This window comes from Plantibacter sp. VKM Ac-2876, from assembly GCF_015350715.1.
Classification (GTDB): domain Bacteria; phylum Actinomycetota; class Actinomycetes; order Actinomycetales; family Microbacteriaceae; genus Plantibacter; species Plantibacter auratus.
In genome coordinates, this window is sequence record NZ_JADKSI010000005.1 from 19,379 (window position 1) to 38,656 (window position 19,278).

Here is a 19,278-nt window from a genome sequence, read left to right on the forward strand (position 1 = left end):
ACTCAGTGCAGTGGGACCGGGACGGCGGCGTCGAGGTCGGCGAGGATCGCCAGGACCGCCGCCCGGCCGGCCCGGTTCGCTCCGACCGTCGACGCTGAGGGGCCGTACCCGATGAGGTGGACCCGCGGCTCGTCGGCCGCCCGGGTGCCGTCGATCCGGATGCCACCCCCGGGCAGTCGGATGCCGAGCGGCGCGAGGTGGTCGAGCGCGGCCCGGAACCCGGTGGCCCAGAGGATGGCGTCGACCGGGAGGAACGAGCCGTCGGCGAGGACGACCCCGTGCTCCTCGATGCGGCGGAACATCGGTTGCCGCACCAGGACACCGCGCGCTTCGGCCGCCCGTGCCCACGGCGTCCAGTGCATCCCCGTCACGGAGATCACGCTGCCCGGCGGAAGGCCCTGACGCACGCGTTCCTCGACGCCCTTGATCGCCTCCACCCGGGCGGCGGTGTCGAAGTCGTCCTCCACCCACTCCGGTTCGCGCCGCGTCATCCACACCGTCTCCGCCACCCGCGAGATCTCCTCGAGGAGCTGGATGGCCGAGATGCCGGCACCGACGACGACGACGCGTTGGCCGCGGAACTCGTCAGCGGAGACGTAGTCGGCCACGTGCAGCTGGCGTCCTGCGAAGCGTTCCCGTCCCGGGTACGCGGGCCAGAACGGTTTCGTCCAGGTGCCCGTCGCGTTGACGACCGCCCGTGCTCGGAACACGGCGGCGGGGGAGTCGGCGCCCGGGGAGTCGGCGCTCGCCGCGGTCTCGACGAGGAGTCGGCCGTGCGGGTCGTCGTCCTCGCGGCGGACGGCGCGGACCTGCACCGGGCGGCGGACCGCGAGGGCGAAACGCTCCTCGAACGCCGCGAAGTACGGCGGGATGACGTCGACGCTCGGGGAGGCGGGATCGAGCTCGGGCTTCGGCATGCCGGGCAGATCGTAGATCCCGTTGACGGTCGACATGGTGAGCGACCGCCATCGGTGCTGCCAGGCGCCGCCCGGGGCGTCGTTCGCGTCGAGGACGACGAAGGTGCGTGCTGCGGTCGCGCCCTCGGTGGTCCCAAGCGGGACGAATCCGCGGCGATGCAGGTGGTACGCGGCCGACAGTCCGGCTTGACCCGCGCCGATCACGACGACGTCGACGGTCTCCGGAGTGCTCACGTGCTCCTCAACGTCGTCGACCGCTCCGGCATTTCCGACAGGGGCCGAGCTCGCGTCCGCGATTCAGCCGTGGGCCAGGACCTGCACACCGATGACGAGGACACCCAGGAGCACGAGGGCCGCGAGCGCGATGAGCTGCTGCCAGACGGACAGCCGCGCGCGCCGGACGGCGACCCATCCGCTCAGCCCGAGGGTGACGAGGTAGACGATCGCGGACACGCGGAGGGAGGTCTCGAGTTCCATGACGTCGAACACGGCGAGCACGAGCAGGATGGTGGGGGTCGCGACGGTGAGGAGCGAGCCCCACGCGATCCGGAGCATGGAGTGCCACCCGCGCTCGTCGGGGAACGCCCCGTGGGCGGCGAGGTGCGCGATCATCTCGGCGACCAGGCCGGCGAGGGTGATGCCGACCACTCCGATGACGAGCGAGAAGAGCGCGTCGGGCGCGTCGTGGTGCTCCACGTTCGCCGCCAGCACGAGGACGATCGCGAGGCCGGTGAAGGTCGCGTAGACGCGCTCCTTGAGGTACTTCGCGACCGTCTCGACGTCGCCGGGCGGCAGCCCGCGCCGGTCGCCGTGCTCGAAGCCCCGGCCGGTGAGGTCACCGCGGCTCCGTCGTCGCGCACGTCGTCGATCCGCCCAGGTTCCGCCGTCCGTCATGGTCCAGAGCGTAGCCGCCGTCGCGGGATAGAGTGCCGGGTATGAGCGAAACGATCATCACCGTCGAGGGCCGCTTCGACTACCACCACCCGGCTGAGCGTGGGACCGTCCTCATCTCGGCGGGGTTCCAGGGGCCGGAACGTGAGCCCGTCGTCTCCCACACCACCGCGCTGCACCGTGCGCTCAGTCAGGCGGCGGAGCAGCTCCGCGCGCAGTCGGCCGTGACCTGGTGGTCAGCCGATCGCTTGCGGGTGTGGAGTGAGCGGCCGTGGAACAAGGACGGGAAGCAGTTGCCGCTCGTGCACCACGCGACGGTCGCGCTCGAGGTGAAGTTCGCCGACCTGCAGGCGCTGGCCCGCTGGGCCGAAGAGATCGCGACCCAGGACGGCGTCACGGTGACGGGTGTCACCTGGGCGCTCACCGAGGTGACGAAGCACCGCATCACGGCCGAGGCCCAGCACAACGCCGTCCGCGACGCGGTGGACCGCGCGACCGCCTACGCCACGAGTCTCGGGCTCGGGGCCGTGCGGCCGGTCGCCCTGGCGGAACCCGGCATGCTGGGCGACGACACCCGCTCGCCGTCGAGCCAGGCCGCAGCACCGATGATGCGCGGGGCCGCGGCTCCTGCCGGTGACACCGCGCTCGACCTGAAGCCGGAGGACATCACCGTGTCCTCCCGGGTGCACGCCCGCTTCGCCGCGTCCTGACGCGAGTCAGGGTCTCACCACGCCGGAGGCGATCAGTCCGCCACCTGTGGCCGCGACGACCGTGACTCCGCCCAGCAGTGCGAGGAGAGCGATGAACAACGGGACCACCTGCGACGCGGGCGCCGGAGCGCTGCCTCGCTGGACCACCGTCACGATCTCGGTCACCTGTGACGCAGCGCCGACCGCCGCGGCCGGGGCCGGCGCACCGGGTGCCCGCAGTGCGAACGGCGAACGCTTGGCCTCAGGGACGAGGTCGGGTGCTGCGGCCGTCGGGGCTCCGGCGGGTGGGACGGCCACGAAGGTGGACGCGTCGAACCCGACGGTCAGCGGGAGGGCGACCTTGCTCGGATCCTGACGCCCGCCGCTCGTGAACCAGTAGGAGAACTGCCCGGTGAGCTGTTGGAAGTCGATGAAGCTCTGCGGGAACGACCCCCAATAGGCGGCGTTGGCCGCGTTCTTCGCCACCTGGTCACCCTGCGCGATGTCCACGCCGAGGTAGTCGGGCGAAACGGTGAACCCGTCACTGCGCATCGTCACACCGGTGAGCGTCGCGAGTTCGATCTCGCGTGGCGCGATCGGCGTCCACTTCGTCTGGTCGGCCATGTCGGTGCCGAACCCGCTCGCGGTGGCGGTGAGGGTTCCGACACCATCGATGACGCTGAGGGTCGGGTTCGAGCCGTTCCAGTAGGTGAGCCCGCCGTAGAACGCGACCGAGAAGTCCCCGGTCCAGCTGATGGTGCCGCTGTTCGTCGACGGATCGACGGTGCCGGAACCGCCGACGATGACGAGCTGCGAATCCGTGAAGGCGCTCGTCACGTTGGAATCGACCGTGCCGCCCGAGCGGTCGAGGCATCGGGTGGCGAAGCTCGCGAGCTCGTACGCCCCGACGGCGTTCGGCTTCTCGATGCGGACGGGACCGTCCTGCGCCCGGTACCGGCTCTCGTCGATGATCGCGCCGGAACCGACGTCGGGCACATGCCCGGCGGTGAGGAAGTTGCAGCCACCGAAGAAGGCACCGTTGTTGGCCTCGTTGCTGAACCCCCATCGGAGGATCGCGTCGTCGACCCTGGTCGGCCCGCCCTGGTCGGAGACGACCTCGAGCCAGACCGCCACCGCGCGGCCCTCGGTCGGGACGAAGGCGAGCGCGTACGCCCCGTCCACGAGCTGGCCGATCGTGACGGACGCGCTTGCCGTACCGGCCGTGACCGAGAACGCCCCGAGGTGGACGGGGGCCCGATCGTCGGTCGCCGAACCGAACAGCCAGACCTCTCCGCCCGTGGCTCCGGTGGAGCCTGGCCAGGCGAAGGACGGGTCGAGGGTGCTCGTCGGCTCGACGGTCGCGGGGAGGGCTGCCTGGGCGCTGTCGAGACCGGTGACCGAGCCTCGCTCGACGGCGGCGCGCAACGCTGCGAGCGAGGTCCAGCTGGGCGGGACCGAGCCGGGTGGTCGGACGGCGAGGGTGACGACGAGGGCGCTCGCCGCCGACATCGGACCGGGGCCGGCGGCGTTCACGGCGCGGGCGCGGACGGTGTAGGCGGTGTCCGCCTGCAATCCGGCGACCGTCGTCGGCTCGTGGGTGAGCAGGGTCGGGTCGTCGATCGAGGGGATGGCGTCGACGCGGGTCGTCGTCACGGGTTCAGCGGAACCCGCCTGGAAGACCAGGAGGTCGAACGCGGTGATCGCAGCACCGTTCCCGGCCGTCACGCCGATCGTCGAGCCGTCGACCGAGATGCTGTCGACGTCGCCGCTCGTTACGGAACGTGGCGGGGTGGCTTGCTGCGGCGTGGACGAGCCGCTCGTCTCGACGGCCACGCTCCGCAGGGAGGTCGTCCGGTAGGTCGTCGGGATCAGACCGGCGAGGGAAGCGGTCTCGAACGCCGTGATCTGGACGGACACGCGGCGTCCTGGCGCCGGGTTCTCCACGACCGCCTCGAGCGGTCCAGCTGCGGCGAAGTCGCCGCCGAGGTCGATCACGGCGGCGGTCATGGCGGCGGACACGCCGTCGGCGGCCGCGACGCGGAGCAGGTATGCCGTCGAGGCCGTCGTCCCGGCCGGTGCCGTCCACGTCACACCCAACGAACCGGGTGTCGGCCCCTCGGTCACGGTCGGTGTGGCGACGCGTGTGGTCACGGGAGCCGTCGCGTCGATACGGACCGGCGCGCTGAGCGATGAGGCGGTGTCGCCCGCGCCGTTCGAGGCGATGACGCGGACGCTGAGCGACGAGCCCACGATGCCGATGCGAGGCAGTTCCAGTCGCATGCGGTCCGCCGGGACCGCCGTCCGGCTCACGAGGTTGGTGAGGTTGACGGTGCTGCCGGTGAAGAGTTCCACGGTGTAGCCGGTGATGGCGTAGCCGCCGTCGGACACGGGAGGGGTCCAGCTCGCCACGAGGCCGAGCGGGTCGTCGAGCAGTCCGACGACGGTGGCCCGCGGGGGAGCGGACGGTGCGCCCTTCGCCGTGGTCACCGGAGCGGACGAGGACGAGGACGCACTCGGTCCGTCGGCGCCGACGGCGACGACGGTGAAGGCGTACGCCGTGTCGGCGAGCAGCCCGGTGACGAGCGTGGTCGTCCCCGCGACGAGCGGGTCGATGCCCGGGATCGTGCGAACGACGGAGCCGTCGCGCAGGACCGTGACGGTGTAGGTGACGACGGGTGCGCCCGAGGCGACCGCCGGCCAGGAGACCTCGATCGTGCCGGCTCCGGCCGGTGATCCCTTGGGAGCCTCAGGTGTGCCCGGAACGGCGGCGGCGCGTCCGGCGGAGTCCGCTTCGGGGGTCGGCGTCGCATCGGCGGTCGGGGCCTCGGACGGCTCGGTCGGGCCGCTCGGCGTCGGAACGGCCTCCTCGGGTGTCGCGCTCGGCTGTGGTCCTGCCGGGGGTGCCTCGTCGTCGGTGGGCGGCTCCTCGGCGGCGGGAGCGGGCGTCGCCGCCTGGGTCGCGACGGACTCGGCCAGTGGCGACGCGCTCGCGGCGAGGAGGGCGGGATCAGTCGGGACCGTGCGCAGGGCGAAGCGGTAGTCCGTGGCGGGCTGGAGGCCGGATACCCGGGCGGCGGCCGATCCGTCGGCTGTGGTGCCGACATCGACGGGCTCTGCCGTCTGGAGGATGGGCAGGCCGGCCGCGAGTGCGGCTGCGTCGGCCTCCGGGTCCCGCTCGGCGGACGGCTGCAGGACCGCGATCGGGTCGACCGGCGCAGCCGGAGCCTCCGGATCGACCGGGGGTAGGACCAGGACGAGGAGCGTCGCCGCGGTGCCGTCCTGCGTGCTCGTCGCCGGGTCGACCGAGGCCGGCCACGCGACGGAGACGGTGGCGGCATCCACCGGCGTGACGACGGCTTCGGCGGCGATCGGATCTGCTCCCGACGGGAATGCCGTGGTCGCCGCCGGCGAGTCCACGACGGCGGACGAGGCCTGGTCGGCCGTCGCGGTCTCTGCGTCGAGTCCGACGGCTGCGAAGACGAGCCCGATGCTCAGGCCGCCGGCGATCAGGGCGGACCAGGTGCGTGATGCGGGACCGGGGCGCATGGTCACGCGCTGTCGCCGGACGTGCCGGTCGCGTCTGCCGTGCTGGTCGCGCCCGCCGCTCCTGCCGCCGCGAGCGCTGCTCGACGACGTCCGCTCAGCACCGCCCAGACGAGGAACGCGACCGCGCCGACGGCCAGGGCGCCGACGCCGATGACGGCACCGGTCAGGAGCGGGACGAGGTCGTCGGTGGCTGAGGCGGCGGCGGTCTCGTCCGGTTCGGCGACGATGGTGCTGGAGATCACCGTCGGCTCGGGGGCGCTCTCCGGGGCTACCGGCGCGGGCGCCGGAGCAGCGGCATCGTCGCCGTACAGATCGGTGAAGGTGATCGGCGTGAACGTCTCGTTGTTGGCGTTCTTCACGCCGTGGGCCCCCATGGTGATGATGCCGCACTGCACGCTGAGGCAGTCGATGGTCTGGGCGTTGCCGTCGCGGTCGAGCGACTCGAAGCGGGCGCCGGGGATGCTGATGACACCGGACCAGGTGCCGTCGGCGGCGAGTTCGCCCCCGTTGGCGGCGGCCGCGGTGTCGCTCCCGGGGAACGTCACGAAGAGGATGTAGCCCGTCGGGTTCGTCTCGTCGTCGGGGACGTAGGCGTAATCGGCGCCGGTCACGCCGCCGTTGCTCGGGCGCCACGACTCGGCGTCGGCGACCCAGCCGAAGGCGACGTAGATCCCGCCGTGCCCGTTCTTGATCGACTGGAAGCCCGAACCGGAGAGCTGCACGTCGGTGAGGTAGTCGGGGTCGGCGACGTTCGCGAGGTCGGGGCGGTCGACCACGTGTGCGGTCACCGAGGAGGCGGCGTAGGCGGGCTCCGGGAGGGATCCACCGGCCGAGAAGCCGGTGAGGAGTGCCACCCCCGTGAGGATCGCCGCGAGTCGTCGTCGGCCTCGGTTCGCTGTCGTGGAGCGGATCGAGGGCGCGGTGGACGGAGTCGGGCGATGCGGCATGGCAGCAGCCTAGCCGCAGTTAATAAGGCTTGCATAACCTTACTTAGTTAAGGCTAAGCTAACCCTGCCTGGGGCTCGGTTTCGGAGACCCGGCGCCCCCTTCCACCCGACATCCACCGTCGAACACACCGGAGATCGCCTTGTCTGCACGGCCCACAGCCCCACCACCCGCCTGGCGACGGAGACCGTTCAGGTCCGCCGTCACCGCCCTCGTCACCACCTCGGTCGTCGCCCTCGGCTCGATCGTCGCCGCACCGGCCGCGATGGCCGCCGAGTCCACGATCGATGACGCCGTCTTCACCTGGGGCATCAACAACGAGTCCAACAACTCCGCGTTCCAGCCCGGGGCGATCAACCTGCTGTCCGCCGGTGAGATCGCGAAGACCAGCGGCGCCGACACCGTCGTCGAGAGCGAATGGAAGCAGACCGACGGCAACGTCGCGATCCAGAAGAAGCAGGCCGACGGCACGTGGGCCCCGTCCACGTGGGCCGGCCTCCGCACCACCGCGACCGGCGGACCGATCACGCCGCCGTCCAGCGCCAACTACAGCGACAACCGTGTCGCGATCTCCGGCGGCACCGGAACGGTGGACGTCGAAGCCGGCACCGCCGAGATCCAGTGGGACGGCACGTTCACGGCCGCGTACTACCAGGGCCTCACGCAGTTCTCCGCGTCAGACCCGAAGCTGACGGTCGACGCCGACGGCACCGGTGTCGTCACCGCGACGTTGAGCGGCTACGGCACGAGCATGGACGACCCGAACCTCTTCGTGGTCCTCGAGCCGCAGGCCGACGTCGTCATCGCGACCCTCTCGGGCGTCGACGTCACCGACACCGGCTTCACGGTCACGCCCGACTACCTCGGCACGGTCGTCTCGGTGCCGGAGTCGGGTGTCCCGCAGTCCACGACCGGGGCGAACGCCGGATCCTTCCCGCAGCCCTTCGTCGACTTCCAGGTCCTCACCGGCATGGCGTCGTACTGGTACTCGTCCGGCGGCGCGGCGGACGCCGCGAAGCCGACCACTCCGCTGGGCGTCTCCTACACCGTCGCCCCCGTGGTGCCGGAGGTCGTCCCCGCGTCGATCACCAGGCAGCCCGCAGGCGTCACCGTCGAGGACGCCGGCGAGGCCACCTTCACGGTCGAGGCCGCGGGTGACGGCCCGCTCAGCTACCGCTGGGAGCTCAGCGAAGACGGCGGTGCGACCTGGACGGCCCAGCCGACCGATGCACCGACGCTGACGCTGGCCTTCCAGGCGAGCCAGACCGGAGCGCTCGTGCGCGTGACCGTCGACAACGCCGCCGGACAGCCGGTCGTGTCCGAGAGCGCCGTCGTCACGGTGCTGGACCCAGCCGCCCAGATCGACGTGTCGAACGCCTCGCTCGAGTGGGCGTACAGCCGATACGCGCAGACCGGTGTCTTCGGCGCCTGGTCGCAGAACGCGACCGGCGAACACGTCGAGCTCCTGCAGCGCGACGGGAAGGCCGTCTCCGGCCTCGACGCCGACGCCGGCAAGACCTTCACGCTGGCGCAGTTCACCGGTGGGACCGGCCGTATCGACCCCACGACCGGCTTCGGCCAGATCGCGTGGGAGACCGGCGACTGGGTGCTCAACGCGTACCAGGGGCAGTTCGGCGCGCCGAACGAGACCTTCCGCGACCCGATCCTCACGACGGCTCCCGACGGCACCGGCACCCTGAGCTTCGAGGTCTTCATCCCCGCCGGCAAGGACATGGGCGGCAACGCCGTCCCGGCGGCGGGGCCGACCCGCATCGACCTCGCGACCTACTCGAGCGTCTCCGTCGTCGACGGCGTCCTCGTCGCGGTCCCCGACTACGCCGGCCGCGACTACGTGGTCGACGGTGTCGTCAAGAACGTGAGTTGCGAGACGCCCGGCGTGAGCGGTTCCTGGCCGAGCGCGTACATCGACTTCGTCCCGTCCTCGGTGCGTGCGCACTACTACACGACCTCCTGCACCGGTCTGAACCTGATGAAGCCGCCGCTGTCGTTCTCGGTCGAGCTCCAGCCGGTCGTGCAGGTCGCTCCGGCGATCACCGCGCAGCCCTCCGACGTCGTCGCGCCGATCGCACCCGCGACCGGTTCGCCCGTCGCCTCCTTCGCCGTCACCGCGACCGGTTCGCCGGAGCCGACGGTCGTCTGGGAACGCCGCGCAGCCGGTGGAGACTGGGTCGCGATCGAGGGGGCTACGGCAGCCACGCTGACCCTGCCGTACACGGCGGCGGACGACGCCACCGAGGTGCGCGCCGTCGTGTCCAACGCAGCGGGTTCCGCGACCTCGGAGGCCGCGACCCTGACGGTCGGTGCACCCGCGTCGATCACCGCCCAGCCGTCCGCCGCCTCGGTGAAGGTCGGTGAGACCGCGACGTTCGCCGTCGGGATCGCCGGTGCTGCCGCCGCGGTGCAGTGGCAGCGTCTCGCCGCCGGCGCGACCGGGTGGACCGACGTCGCCGGTGCGACCGGTACCAGCCTCGAGGTCGTCACCACCGCCCAGGACGCCGGCGCCCAGTACCGTGCCGTCGTCACCGGGGCCATCCCGACCGAGATCGACGGTTCGGTCTTCTCGGTCACCAGTGCACCGGTCGGGCTCGCCGTCGACACGACCATCCCGGTCGCGGCGGCGATCGTGTCGCAGCCCGTCTCCGTCACGGCGCCTGTTGGTGCCGCGTCGCCCTCGGTGTTCTTCTCGGTCGGCGTGACCGGTACCCCGGCGCCGTCGGTGCAGTGGTTCGAGCGTGCCGTCGGAGCGGACGGCTGGTCCGCCGTCACCGGCGCGACGAGCACGACCCTCGAGGTCGTCTACGCCGATGGTGACAACGGCAAGCGGTTCCGCGCGGTCGTCGGGAACGGCGTCGGCGATCCGGTCACCTCGGATGTGGCGACCCTGACCCTCGGGGTCCCCGCATCCATCACCGCGCAGCCCGCGTCGGTGTCCGTCGCGCACGGCGAGGACGCGGTGTTCACCGTGATCACGGCGGGCGACGATGTGGCCGTGCAGTGGCAGCACCTCGCACTCGGATCCACCGGCTGGGTCGACCTCGACGGCGCCACGAGTGCAGAACTGACCATCGCATCGGCCGACGTCCGGAACGGCGAGCAGGTTCGCGCAGTCGCCTCGAACGACGTCCCCTCGGCTCCCGGCGCATCGGGCGGAAGCACGGTCACGAGTGCAGCAGCGTCGGTCACGCTCACGGTCCCCGGCTCGGTTCCGGCCGCACCGGACGCCGCAGCGCTGGCCGAGGCACCTGGGATCGACATCACCGGCATCGACGGTGACGTCATCACGGTCTCGGTCGGCACGCAGTACGCCGGACAGTACCTCGGCGCCTACGTGTTCTCCGAGCCGCAGTGGCTCGGCTGGGCGCTCGTCGCGGCCGACGGGACCGTCAGCTTCACGGTCCCGTCCGACCTCGAGGCGGGCGATCACACGCTCGCAGTCCTCGATGCCGACGGCGTCCTCATCGGCACGGCGGCGTTCACCGTCACCGTCACGGTCGTGACGAACCCCGACGGCACCACGACGACGACCACCGCGGTCCTCGCCTCGACCGGCGCCGACGCTGCCGTACCGTTCCTCGCCGGTGGGCTGCTCCTCGCAGCCGGCCTCGTCCTCGCGTTCCTGGCGCGTCGCCGGAAGACGCAGATGGCCGCGGTCTAGCCACCAGGCGGCCGCACGGCCGCCTGACTCGAGAGGGCCGTCCCGTTCGCGGGGCGGCCCTCTCTGCTTCCTGCTCGCTGTCCCGCCCGCTCCGGTCGTCGACCCTGTCGGGGTGCAGACCCGCGCGGCTGAAGTCCGGCGCAGGGAGCTTCAGCGGATCGGGAGGACGACCAGTGCGCCGCTCGTCGGGTGCGCGACGACCTCGACCGGGTACCGGTAGACCTCGGTGATCCGCTCCGCCGTGAGGACCTCGGCGGGGCTGCCGGTCGTGACGAGTCGCCCCTGCTGCAACAGCGAGATCCGGTCGGCGTAGGCGGCGGCGAGGTTCAGGTCGTGCAGCACGACGATCACCGCGTCACCCGCGGTCGCGGCTTCGCGCGCGAGCCGGAGGACGTCTTCCTGGTGTCGGAGGTCGAGGGCTGCGGTCGGCTCGTCGAGCAGGAGGATGCCGGTCCGTTGCGCGAGTACCCGGGCCAGCGCCGCCCGTGCGCGCTCGCCGCCCGAGAGCGACGGCACCTGTCGGCCGGCGAGGCGGGCGATGTCCGTCTCCGCGATCGCGGCCGCGACGGCCTCGTCATCGTCGCGTTCGAGCTCGGTCCGTCGCCACGGTGCTCGGCCCATCTCCACGACCTGCTGCACGGTGAACGGGAAGAACACGTCGTTGTGCTGCAACAGCACCGCGCGACGTCTGGAGAGCTCGCGGGCCGACCAGGCCTGGAGCGGCCGACCTGCGACGGTGATGCGTCCCTCGGCCACCGTCTGGTCGCCCGTGATCGTCGCGAGCAGGGTCGACTTCCCAGCGCCGTTCGGCCCGATGAGCGCGTGGACCTCCCCAGCGCGGGCGTCGAAGGTCACGTCGTGGAGGATGCGCTTCCCGTCGATCACGACACCCACGCTCGAGGTTTCGATCGCGAGTTCGCCGGGTGCGAGGGGCTCAGGGACCGCGAAGCGGCGGCCGACGACCGGTACGCTCATCCCCAGCCTCCCGAGGACCGGCGGGTCCGTCGCAGCAGCCAGAAGAAGAACGGCCCACCGACGAGGGAGGTGAGCATGCCGATCGGAAGGTCGGCGAGCGGTACGGCCGTGCGTGCCACGAGGTCGGCCCCGAGGAGGAGCACGGCCCCGCCGAGGGTGCTGACGACGAGCAGCGGTAGGTGGGCCGGACCGATGATCATGCGCATGAGGTGCGGGATCACGAGCCCGACGAAGGCGATGATGCCGGCGAACGCCACGCTCGCGCCCACGAGCAGGGCGACGACGAGGATCACGAGGATCCGCAGTCCCTCCACGTTGACCCCGAGGTGCCTGGCGCTCTTCTCGCCCAGCGAGAGCAGGTCGAGCTGTTTCGCGACGACGAACGCGACGACGAGCCCCACGAGCACGAGGGGGAGGACGATGCCGAACTGCTGCCAGCGCGAGCCGTTGAGGCTGCCGAGCTGCCAGAAGACGATCTGTTCTCGAGCCGCGGTGTCGCCGAGGAAGGTGAGGAACGCGAGCCCGGCACCGGTCACCGCGTTGACGGCGATGCCGGTCAGGACGAGCGTGATGACCTCGGTGCGCCCGTTCGCGCGGCTCATCGCGTAGACGATGAGCGTTGCCGCGAGTCCGCCGACGAACGCGGTGACGGCGACCGTCCATTCCCCGAGGAAGGCCCAGCCGAAGACGATCGTCGCCGACGCGCCGAGTGCAGCTCCGCCGGAGACGCCGACGACGCCGGGCTCGGCGAGTGGGTTGCCGAAGATCGCCTGCATGAGGAGGCCGGCTGCTGCGAGCGCCGCCCCGATCACGAGCGCCATGGCGACGCGTGGGAAGCGGATGTTCCACAGGGCGCTCTCGCCGTTCGCGTGGCCGGGCATCGGTCCGATGTCGAGACCGAGCCGGTGCATGATCGAGCCGAAGACCTCGAGGGGTGGCACGTGGAGCTGCCCACTGCCCGCCGAGATCAGCGCGAGCGCGATGAGCGCGACGAGCAGGGTGACCGCCAGCGCGCCCGACCGGAGCGACCGTGCGCCGGCGAGCTCCGGGTCGATGTCGAGTGGCGCCCCGGTGCGGCTGCCGCCGGGGGCTGGGCGGGTCACGGCTGCTCGTCCGCCGGGGCGCCGGAGGTGGGCGCGTAGAGGGCGCGGGCGAGCGCGTCGAGGACGGCGGCCGTGCGTGGACCGAAACTCATGACCTCGGTGTCGCTCATGTCGATCACCCGTCGGTGCTGTCCCGCCGGGGTCTCCGCGACGGCGGGGATGCGCTCCAGGAGTCCGTCGACACCGTCGACCGACTCGAGGCCCTTGGTCATCATGATGAGGACGTCGGGCGCCGCATCGATGAGTGCTTCGGCGGTCATGGGGCGCATGCCCTGCCAGTCGATCTCCTCAGCGACGTCGACGGCGCCCAGTGCCTGGATGAGCGCGTCGGCCCCGGAGCCCTCACCGAAGATGTAGTAGATCCCTGCGTTCCCGCGCACGTAGAGGAACATGACCCGTGGACGGTCGGCGGGGTCGGCCGGAGCGAGTGCTTCGATGTCCGTCATCGTCGCCGCGATCTCGGAGGCGATCCGAGCGTTCAGCGCTTCACCGGCCGCCGGGACACCGAGCGCCGCGGCGACCTGCGTGACGAGGTCGTCGATGTTGTCGAGGTTCCGCTGTGGCGTCAGGACGACGACGGGGATGCCGGAGTCGCGCATCTGGAGGACGACGTCCCAGGGGCCGATCGAACTGTCGGTGAGGATGACGGTGGGCTCGAGCGCGAGGATGGCCTCGCCGTTGAGTTCATGGCCGTTCTGCGTGACGAGGGGGAGGTCGGCGGCCTCCGGGAACCCGGTGGAGGTGTCGCGGCCGACGACGGAGTCACCGAGCCCGAGACCGAACACGGTGGCTGCGAGCGATCCGGACAGGTCGAGGGCCAGGATTCGGCTGGTGTCGCTGATCGTGACCTCGGTGTCCTGGTTGTCGAGGATCGTGACCGGGAGCGATTGCTCCGGGGCGTCGGTGACCGCGGTGATGCCGGGGTCGGCCATGCAGGCGGTGGATGGACCGGTCCAGTCCTTCGGGTCGGCGACGGGCGTGAGTGACCCGAGGGGTGTGGTCGACGCTTCGCACCCGGCTGGATCGGCATCCGTCGGTCCCGGTGCTGCTCCCGTCGCCGTGCAGCCGGCGAGGCCGATCGCGAGGGCTGCGAGCGCGGCGGCGAGGGCGCGACGAAGACGAGGACGAGTGCTCATGATTAAGGCTAGCCTAACCTATGTAGCGGCCGTCGGGCGGGTGGATCCGGCGGGATCAGCTCGGCGCGATGCTCGGCTGCACCTCGGGTGCGCGACCGCGCCGGGCTGAGAGCACGGCACCGATCCCGGCACCGACCACACAGGCGATGCCGAGCCACTGCGGTGTCGTGAGCTCCTGACCGAGCACGAGGAGCCCGGCTATCGCGGCGATGGCCGGCGCGGACGCGAGCAGGATCGAGAAGGTCGCGGCGCTGAGTCGGCGGAGGGCGACGAACTCCAGGGCGTACGGCACGGCCGACGAGAGTGCGGCGACACCCAGCCCGAGCAGGAGGATGACGGGATCGAACAAAGCGGTGCCGGCGGTCGTCGCGGCGAGCGGGATGGTCACCAGCGCGCCGATGGCGGCGGCGATCGCCAGACCGTTCAGGCCGGGGAACTCCGTCCCCGTCCGCGCCGACAGCAGGATGTAGCCGATCCAGAGGGCGCCGGCGGCGAGCGCGAGGACGACGCCGATCGGATCGAGCGCGGCCGTCGGTCCGCTGTGGAGGAGCACCCCGCCGAGGAGGAGGACGCCGACGAGGGCGACGCCCGCCCAGAGTGCGCTCGTCCATCGACGACCCGCGATGACGCTGAGTGCCAGTGGGCCGAGGATCTCGAGGGTCACCGCCGGGCCGAGCGGGATGCGGTCCAGCGCCAGGTAGAAGCAGACGTTCATCGCGGCGAGGACGAGCCCGAAGCCGATCGCCGATCCCCAGGCGCTCCTCGGGTGTCCGCGAAGGGCCGGGCGGGCGACGGCCAGCAGGATGAGCGCGGCGAACACGAGCCGCAGCGTCACCATGCCGATCGGACCGACCTGCGGGAACAGCGCGACCGCGATCGACGCGCCGAGCTCCTGACAGACGAGTCCGGCCAGGACGAGGAGGGCGCCGGTCGCAGCCTGGCTCGGTCGCGGTCTGCGGATCACTGCACCACGCTAGCGCGCCCGGTCACCGAGCTTGTCGAGGTGCCGCCCCAGCCGGGCTCGCCGGTGCGGCATCATGAGGGCATGAGGATCGACGAACTCGCGTACCTTCGGGCGCTCGCCGAAGACGGTCACGTCCCGTACGCCGCTGAGGCGCTCGGTATCTCCCAGTCGACGCTCACGCGGGCGATCGGTCGGCTCGAGGCGGACGCCGGGGTCGAGTTGTTCGACCGTCACCGCAGCCGGCTCGAACTCAACCGCTACGGCGAGATCCTCCTCGTTCACGCGCTCCGGGCGCAGACCGAGCTCGACAACGCGCAGTCGCGGATCGACGAGCTCCGCGACCCCTCGGCCGGCCTCGTGTCCATCGCCTACGTCTCGTCCCTCGGCGGCTGGCTCATCCCGCGCATCGTGAGTGAGTACCGCCAGCTCCTGCCGGACATCCGGTTCGTCCTCGACGGCGGGAAGGCCGACAGCGTGCTGGACGCGCTCCGCTCCGGCTCGGCCGACGTCGCCTTCCTCAGCCCGGAACCGCGTGATCCGGACATCGAGTGGCGTCCGCTCACCTCCGAGCGGCTCGCGCTGGGCGTGCCGGTCGGGCATGCGTTCGCCGATCGGACGTCGTTGGCGGCGTCCGACCTCGAGCAGACGGAGTTCCTCGCGATGACGACGGACTCGGGGCTCCGGCAGATCGCGGACGCGTACTTCGCGAGGCATGGCGTCGTGCCCCGCGTGACGATGGAGGTGTCCGAGCTGTCGACGCTCCGTGGTCTCGTGCGTGCCGGGGTCGGGATCGCCGTCCTCCCCGATTCCACGAGCATGGAGGGCGTCGTGCTCGTCCCGCTCGACGACGAGGCGGTCCGGGTGATCGGTGTCGCCACCAGCCGCGCCCGGGCGGTGTCTCCCGCCGTCGAGCAGTTCGTGCGGTTCGTCCGCGAGGAGTGGGTGAGCGCGCAGATCCACTGAGTCGCCCACATCTGCACGAAATCGATCGGGGTCCGAACCGTTTCGGGCAATTGACGGGCCGGCTGCTCAGTGCTCGTGGGTGGTGCTCCAGGGCGTGAAGGCGTCGGGGTAGTGCGCCCACGCCGCCGGCCCGGCGAGGAGTTCCTCGTCCGTCAGGGTGCAGGCGTGCAGGGCGGCGGTGATGGCGACCTCGTCGAGGTCGATCCCGGTGACGACGAGCTCCTGGCCGAGCGGTGCGCCGGGGTCGTTCGTCTCGAACGACGTGGGTTCCAGATCGATCATCGAGCCGACGTGTTGGAGGACGCCGACGCGGGAGGCGCGCGTCGCGAGCACGAGAAACCCCGCGGTACGGACGACCTGGCCGAACCGCCCCGCCTCGATCGGTCCGTCGAAGCACGCGAGGAGTCGTTCCGGGTGCATCGGTCGGGGGCTGTCGAACCGCAGGGTGGTCACGCGCTCGTGATCCACCCACGGCCGGTGCTCGCCGTTCAGCATCGCGATCCACCCGGGGGAGGTGCTGAAGCGGTCCAGTTCGAACGGGGAGTCCCGGTAGCGCGCGAGCGGCTCACGGGTGCTCGCGGTCGCCGGAGTGCCGGGTGTGGCCCGTGGTCGGGCCGCGACCGGCTCGACCATCCGCGTCAGCGCCGTCGGGTTCAGGTGGCTGAGGAGCGCGAGGAGCACCGCGAGCCGCTCGTGCGTCACGCCGCGTCGGCCGGCGACCGCGATAGTGTCCGCGTACTCGAGCTGCTCCACGGTGATCATCGACCGTGCGGTGTACGCCGTGTCGCCGTCCTCGTCGTGAGTGACGTACTCGTCGTCCTGGAGGTCGTGCAGGAGATGGGCTGCGTCGACGACGGTCACGACGGCGTCCAGGACGGCTGTGTCGCGGTGCTCGAGGACGGCGGAGACCGCGTCGACGGGGCGGACCGTGCTCCCGCAATCGAGGACGAGGTGCCGGGGAGCGAGCGGGTGTCGCGCAACGGCGTCGATCGCGTCGTCGATGTCAGGGTGGGCGCTCTCGGCGTCGTCCTGCCGCTCGATCGTGACGAGCGCCGCGGATCGTCCGGCGATCTGTCGGGCCACGGTGCGACGCTCCGGCGGACAGGTGCCGAGGACGAGCGTCACGGTCAGCGGGATGCGAGGCGTGGTCACGGCGGGTTCTCCTGGTCGATGGGTGCTACAGTGCGTTTTGTTGAGAATCGTTCTCAACAAGGTAGCACGCATCGTGATCACCAGGAGGTCGCCATGAAGGTCCGCGCATCACTCAAGTCGCTCAAGGACAAGCCGGGGTCCCAGATCGTCCGCCGCCGTGGCCGGGTGTTCGTCATCAACAAGCAGAACCCGCGGTGGAAGGGTCGCCAGGGCTGAGTGTCAGCCGCGCACGACGTTCACGACGATCGTGACGACACCCAGCGCGGCGATGACGTACGCCCAGAAGCGGACGGGGATGAAGAAGAGTGTGGAGCTCGGGCGGCTGTAGAGCTGCTCGCCGGTCTGCGGGTGGCGCACGGGCACGGCCTCCTGCTTCACGGTGATGCCGTGCTCGTTGACGTACGGCTGCGCGAGCTGCTGCCACACGACGACCGGCCGCGGTGCATCAAGCTTCGCCAGCGCGAACTTCCCGAAGGCCCAGCACGCGACGGCGCCGAGCAGGAATCCGATGCCGACGAACACCCCGGACTGCGCCGATCCGCCGTCGGGTGAGACGATCGCCTTGATGAGGAAGCCGGCGCCGACGGAGAGCCCGAAGATCAGGAAGACGACGATGCCCCAACGGGTCCAGATGATCATGTGTGCTCCTCTTCGGGTGTCGGTCGCGACGCGCAGCTGAACACGCGGCGCCCGCGCGACCGGTGGCTCGTCCATCACGGTACCGAGGTCGGCTGTCCACCGGCGATGGGGAGCGGTGCCCATGCGGGCTACCTGCCGAACCGCTGGAGGTGGCGCGGAGAGCGCAGCCGTGCCGTGAACGGACGGATACGCTTCTCGGGGAGAGGCGTGCGGACCTCGTCAGGTGGGAGCCGGCAGCACTGGTGGGTAACGACGACGGGCGGGCACGGGTCGCGACCATCTTCGATGTGGCGCGCCTCGCCGGGGTCTCGCATCAGACCGTGTCCCGGGTGCTCAACGATCTGCCGAACGTGCGACCGGCGACGCGGCAACGTGTCGAGCAGGCGATCACGCAGTTGCGGTACACGCCCTCGCAGGCCGCACGGTCGCTCGTCACCCGCCGTTCACGCACAATCGGCCTCATCACGACCGGTGGGCCGGACTACGGGCCGTCGAGTACGGCGCTCGGCTTCAATGAGGCTGCACGGGACGCCCGGTATGCCGTGAGTATGGCGAGCATGCTGGAGTCGGATCCGGCGTCGCTGCGGCAGGCCGTCGACCTGTTGCTGCGGCAGAACGTCGAGGCGATCGTACTCATCGCGGCGCATCATGGGGCGCTCGACGCGGTGCGCGGGATCGAGCTGGGGGTGCCCCTCGTCGCGGTCGAGTCGACCCACCGCGACGGGTTCCACCGTGTCTCCATCGACCAGTACCAGGGGGCGCGGATCCTCGTCGACCACCTCGTCGGGTTGGGGCATCGCCGCATCGCCCATCTCGCGGGGCCGGCGGATTCGGTGGACGCGTTGGAGCGGGTGCGGGGGTGGCGTGATGCGCTGTCCGAGCACGGGCTCGTCGCCCGCGAGCCGCTGGTGGGTGACTGGACGCCGGCGAGCGGGTTCCGGCTCGGGCGGGAGCTCGTGGCGGACCTCGGGGTCGGAGACGATGACGACGGGCGGTCCGGCGAACGGGTCGGTGAGCTGTTCACGGCCGTGTTCGCGGCGAACGACCAGATGGCGCTCGGCGTGATCCACGCGCTGTCGGAGCGGGGCCTGCGGGTGCCGGGTGACGTGAGCGTCGTCGGGTTCGATGACATCCCGGAGGCTGAGCACTTCGCGCCGCCGCTGACGACGATGCGGCAGGACTTCCCGGAGCTCGGGCGGACGATCATGTCGACGCTGCTCGAGGTGCTGAGCGATGCGGACTCCGTCGGCGTGGTGCGTTCGGTGCCGCAGCTCATCGTGCGGGAGTCGACGGCGGCCCCGAGCGCCTGAGCTGAGGTCTCAGTTCCTTGAGCTGACGCCCCGGTCCCTGAGCTGACGCCCCGGTCCCTGAGCTTGTCGAAGGGCAGGCGTGTGGGCAGACGGGTGCCTTGGTTTAGGCGGCGAGGTGGATGCGTCCGCCGCGGATGGGGGTTTGGTGGCGGTCGATGTGGCTGGGTGGGATGAACCAGGGGATCCCGTTTTGGATGGTGATGGTCCAGTGGTCGTCGTGGATGCGGTGGTGGTGGAAGGGGCAGAGGAGTACCCCGTTGTTGAGGTTGGTGGGGCCGCCTTGTGACCACCAGGTGATGTGGTGGGCTTCGGTGAAGGAGGGTGGGTGGGTGCAGCCGGTCCAGGCGCAGCCGCCGTCGCGTTCGGCGAGGG

General features: G+C 71.3%; 16 protein-coding genes. 5 read left to right on the forward strand and 11 right to left on the reverse strand.

Annotated features, from left to right (window positions below; genetic code table 11):
* Window positions 1-2: 2 nt before the first annotated feature.
* Both ITJ62_RS18740 and ITJ62_RS18745 read right to left on the reverse strand, forming a co-directional pair.
* Entirely contained in the window at window positions 3-1,151 is a 1,149-nt protein-coding gene (locus tag ITJ62_RS18740; protein ID WP_194605465.1) for an NAD(P)-binding domain-containing protein, read from the reverse strand.
* A gap of 63 nt (window positions 1,152-1,214) precedes the next feature.
* A complete protein-coding gene (locus ITJ62_RS18745; protein ID WP_194605468.1) occupies window positions 1,215-1,811 on the reverse strand; it encodes a hypothetical protein in 597 nt (198 codons plus the stop codon).
* 41 nt (window positions 1,812-1,852) lie between these two features.
* Between ITJ62_RS18745 and ITJ62_RS18750 the strand changes: the two genes are divergently transcribed.
* The gene (locus tag ITJ62_RS18750) at window positions 1,853-2,518 is read left to right on the forward strand and encodes an SIMPL domain-containing protein (protein ID WP_138945587.1); all 666 of its coding nucleotides are present in this window, start codon (window positions 1,853-1,855) and stop codon (window positions 2,516-2,518) included.
* 6 nt (window positions 2,519-2,524) lie between these two features.
* Here the strand turns inward: ITJ62_RS18750 and ITJ62_RS19230 are convergent, their stop codons facing one another.
* Window positions 2,525-6,049 carry a fibronectin type III domain-containing protein gene (locus ITJ62_RS19230; RefSeq protein WP_194605471.1) on the reverse strand — a complete coding sequence of 1,175 codons (3,525 nt, stop codon included), beginning with the start codon at window positions 6,047-6,049 and terminating at the stop codon, window positions 2,525-2,527.
* Window positions 6,046-6,990: a hypothetical protein gene (locus ITJ62_RS18760; RefSeq protein ID WP_194605474.1), complete on the reverse strand. Its 945-nt coding sequence runs from the start codon at window positions 6,988-6,990 to the stop codon at window positions 6,046-6,048. Before ITJ62_RS18760 ends, ITJ62_RS19230 begins: the two co-directional genes overlap by 4 nt.
* A 140-nt stretch (window positions 6,991-7,130) precedes the next feature.
* Here ITJ62_RS18760 and ITJ62_RS18765 point away from each other — a divergent pair, with 140 nt between their 5' ends.
* Window positions 7,131-10,664, forward strand: coding sequence for an LPXTG cell wall anchor domain-containing protein (locus ITJ62_RS18765; protein ID WP_194605477.1), 3,534 nt, complete (start codon window positions 7,131-7,133; stop codon window positions 10,662-10,664).
* A gap of 150 nt (window positions 10,665-10,814) precedes the next feature.
* Here the strand turns inward: ITJ62_RS18765 and ITJ62_RS18770 are convergent, their stop codons facing one another.
* Genes ITJ62_RS18770 through ITJ62_RS18785 form a run of 4 tightly spaced genes read right to left on the reverse strand, consistent with a single transcriptional unit; the run spans window position 10,815 to window position 14,842 of the window.
* Entirely contained in the window at window positions 10,815-11,639 is an 825-nt protein-coding gene (locus ITJ62_RS18770; RefSeq protein ID WP_194605480.1) for a heme ABC transporter ATP-binding protein, read from the reverse strand.
* On the reverse strand, window positions 11,636-12,742 hold the full coding sequence (locus tag ITJ62_RS18775) for a FecCD family ABC transporter permease (protein ID WP_370582018.1): 1,107 nt from the start codon (window positions 12,740-12,742) through the stop codon (window positions 11,636-11,638). Before ITJ62_RS18775 ends, ITJ62_RS18770 begins: the two co-directional genes overlap by 4 nt.
* Complete coding sequence (locus tag ITJ62_RS18780; protein ID WP_194605483.1) at window positions 12,739-13,878, reverse strand: hemin ABC transporter substrate-binding protein; 1,140 nt, start codon at window positions 13,876-13,878, stop codon at window positions 12,739-12,741. The genes ITJ62_RS18775 and ITJ62_RS18780 overlap by 4 nt, the downstream gene beginning before the upstream one ends.
* 55 nt (window positions 13,879-13,933) lie before the next feature.
* The gene (locus tag ITJ62_RS18785; RefSeq protein WP_370582021.1) at window positions 13,934-14,842 is read right to left on the reverse strand and encodes a DMT family transporter; all 909 of its coding nucleotides are present in this window, start codon (window positions 14,840-14,842) and stop codon (window positions 13,934-13,936) included.
* A gap of 81 nt (window positions 14,843-14,923) precedes the next feature.
* Here ITJ62_RS18785 and ITJ62_RS18790 point away from each other — a divergent pair, with 81 nt between their 5' ends.
* Entirely contained in the window at window positions 14,924-15,805 is an 882-nt protein-coding gene (locus ITJ62_RS18790; RefSeq protein ID WP_194605485.1) for a LysR family transcriptional regulator, read from the forward strand.
* Window positions 15,806-15,871: 66 nt separating this feature from the next.
* On the opposite strand, the gene ITJ62_RS19415 is transcribed toward ITJ62_RS18790, so the two are convergent.
* On the reverse strand, window positions 15,872-16,957 hold the full coding sequence (locus tag ITJ62_RS19415) for a GTP-binding protein (protein WP_194605488.1): 1,086 nt from the start codon (window positions 16,955-16,957) through the stop codon (window positions 15,872-15,874).
* A gap of 93 nt (window positions 16,958-17,050) precedes the next feature.
* On the opposite strand from ITJ62_RS19415, the gene ykgO reads away from it, so the two are divergent.
* Window positions 17,051-17,173, forward strand: a complete 123-nt coding sequence (ykgO, locus tag ITJ62_RS18800; RefSeq protein WP_079707423.1) for a type B 50S ribosomal protein L36 — start codon at window positions 17,051-17,053, stop codon at window positions 17,171-17,173.
* A gap of 3 nt (window positions 17,174-17,176) precedes the next feature.
* On the opposite strand, the gene ITJ62_RS18805 is transcribed toward ykgO, so the two are convergent.
* Complete coding sequence (locus ITJ62_RS18805) at window positions 17,177-17,596, reverse strand: hypothetical protein (RefSeq protein ID WP_064294781.1); 420 nt, start codon at window positions 17,594-17,596, stop codon at window positions 17,177-17,179.
* Window positions 17,597-17,838: 242 nt separating this feature from the next.
* Here ITJ62_RS18805 and ITJ62_RS18810 point away from each other — a divergent pair, with 242 nt between their 5' ends.
* Window positions 17,839-18,906 (forward strand): LacI family DNA-binding transcriptional regulator, encoded by a 1,068-nt coding sequence (locus ITJ62_RS18810; RefSeq protein ID WP_194605491.1) that lies wholly within the window; start codon window positions 17,839-17,841, stop codon window positions 18,904-18,906.
* Between the two features lie 103 nt (window positions 18,907-19,009).
* On the opposite strand, the gene ITJ62_RS18815 is transcribed toward ITJ62_RS18810, so the two are convergent.
* A partial coding sequence (locus ITJ62_RS18815; RefSeq protein WP_194605494.1) for an HNH endonuclease signature motif containing protein occupies window positions 19,010-19,278 on the reverse strand: 269 nt, incomplete at its 5' end.

What these genes read in the sequence shown, in the direction of transcription:
- ITJ62_RS18745 (WP_194605468.1), bottom strand. Translation starts at nt 1,811, where the DNA reads ATGACGGACGGCGGAACCTGGGCGGATCGACGACGTGCGCGACGACGG.
- ITJ62_RS18750 (WP_138945587.1), top strand. Translation starts at nt 1,853, where the DNA reads ATGAGCGAAACGATCATCACCGTCGAGGGCCGCTTCGACTACCACCAC.
- ITJ62_RS18760 (WP_194605474.1), bottom strand. Translation starts at nt 6,990, where the DNA reads ATGCCGCATCGCCCGACTCCGTCCACCGCGCCCTCGATCCGCTCCACG.
- ITJ62_RS18770 (WP_194605480.1), bottom strand. Translation starts at nt 11,639, where the DNA reads ATGAGCGTACCGGTCGTCGGCCGCCGCTTCGCGGTCCCTGAGCCCCTC.
- ITJ62_RS18780 (WP_194605483.1), bottom strand. Translation starts at nt 13,878, where the DNA reads ATGAGCACTCGTCCTCGTCTTCGTCGCGCCCTCGCCGCCGCGCTCGCA.
- ITJ62_RS18790 (WP_194605485.1), top strand. Translation starts at nt 14,924, where the DNA reads ATGAGGATCGACGAACTCGCGTACCTTCGGGCGCTCGCCGAAGACGGT.
- ykgO (WP_079707423.1), top strand. Translation starts at nt 17,051, where the DNA reads ATGAAGGTCCGCGCATCACTCAAGTCGCTCAAGGACAAGCCGGGGTCC.
- ITJ62_RS18805 (WP_064294781.1), bottom strand. Translation starts at nt 17,596, where the DNA reads ATGATCATCTGGACCCGTTGGGGCATCGTCGTCTTCCTGATCTTCGGG.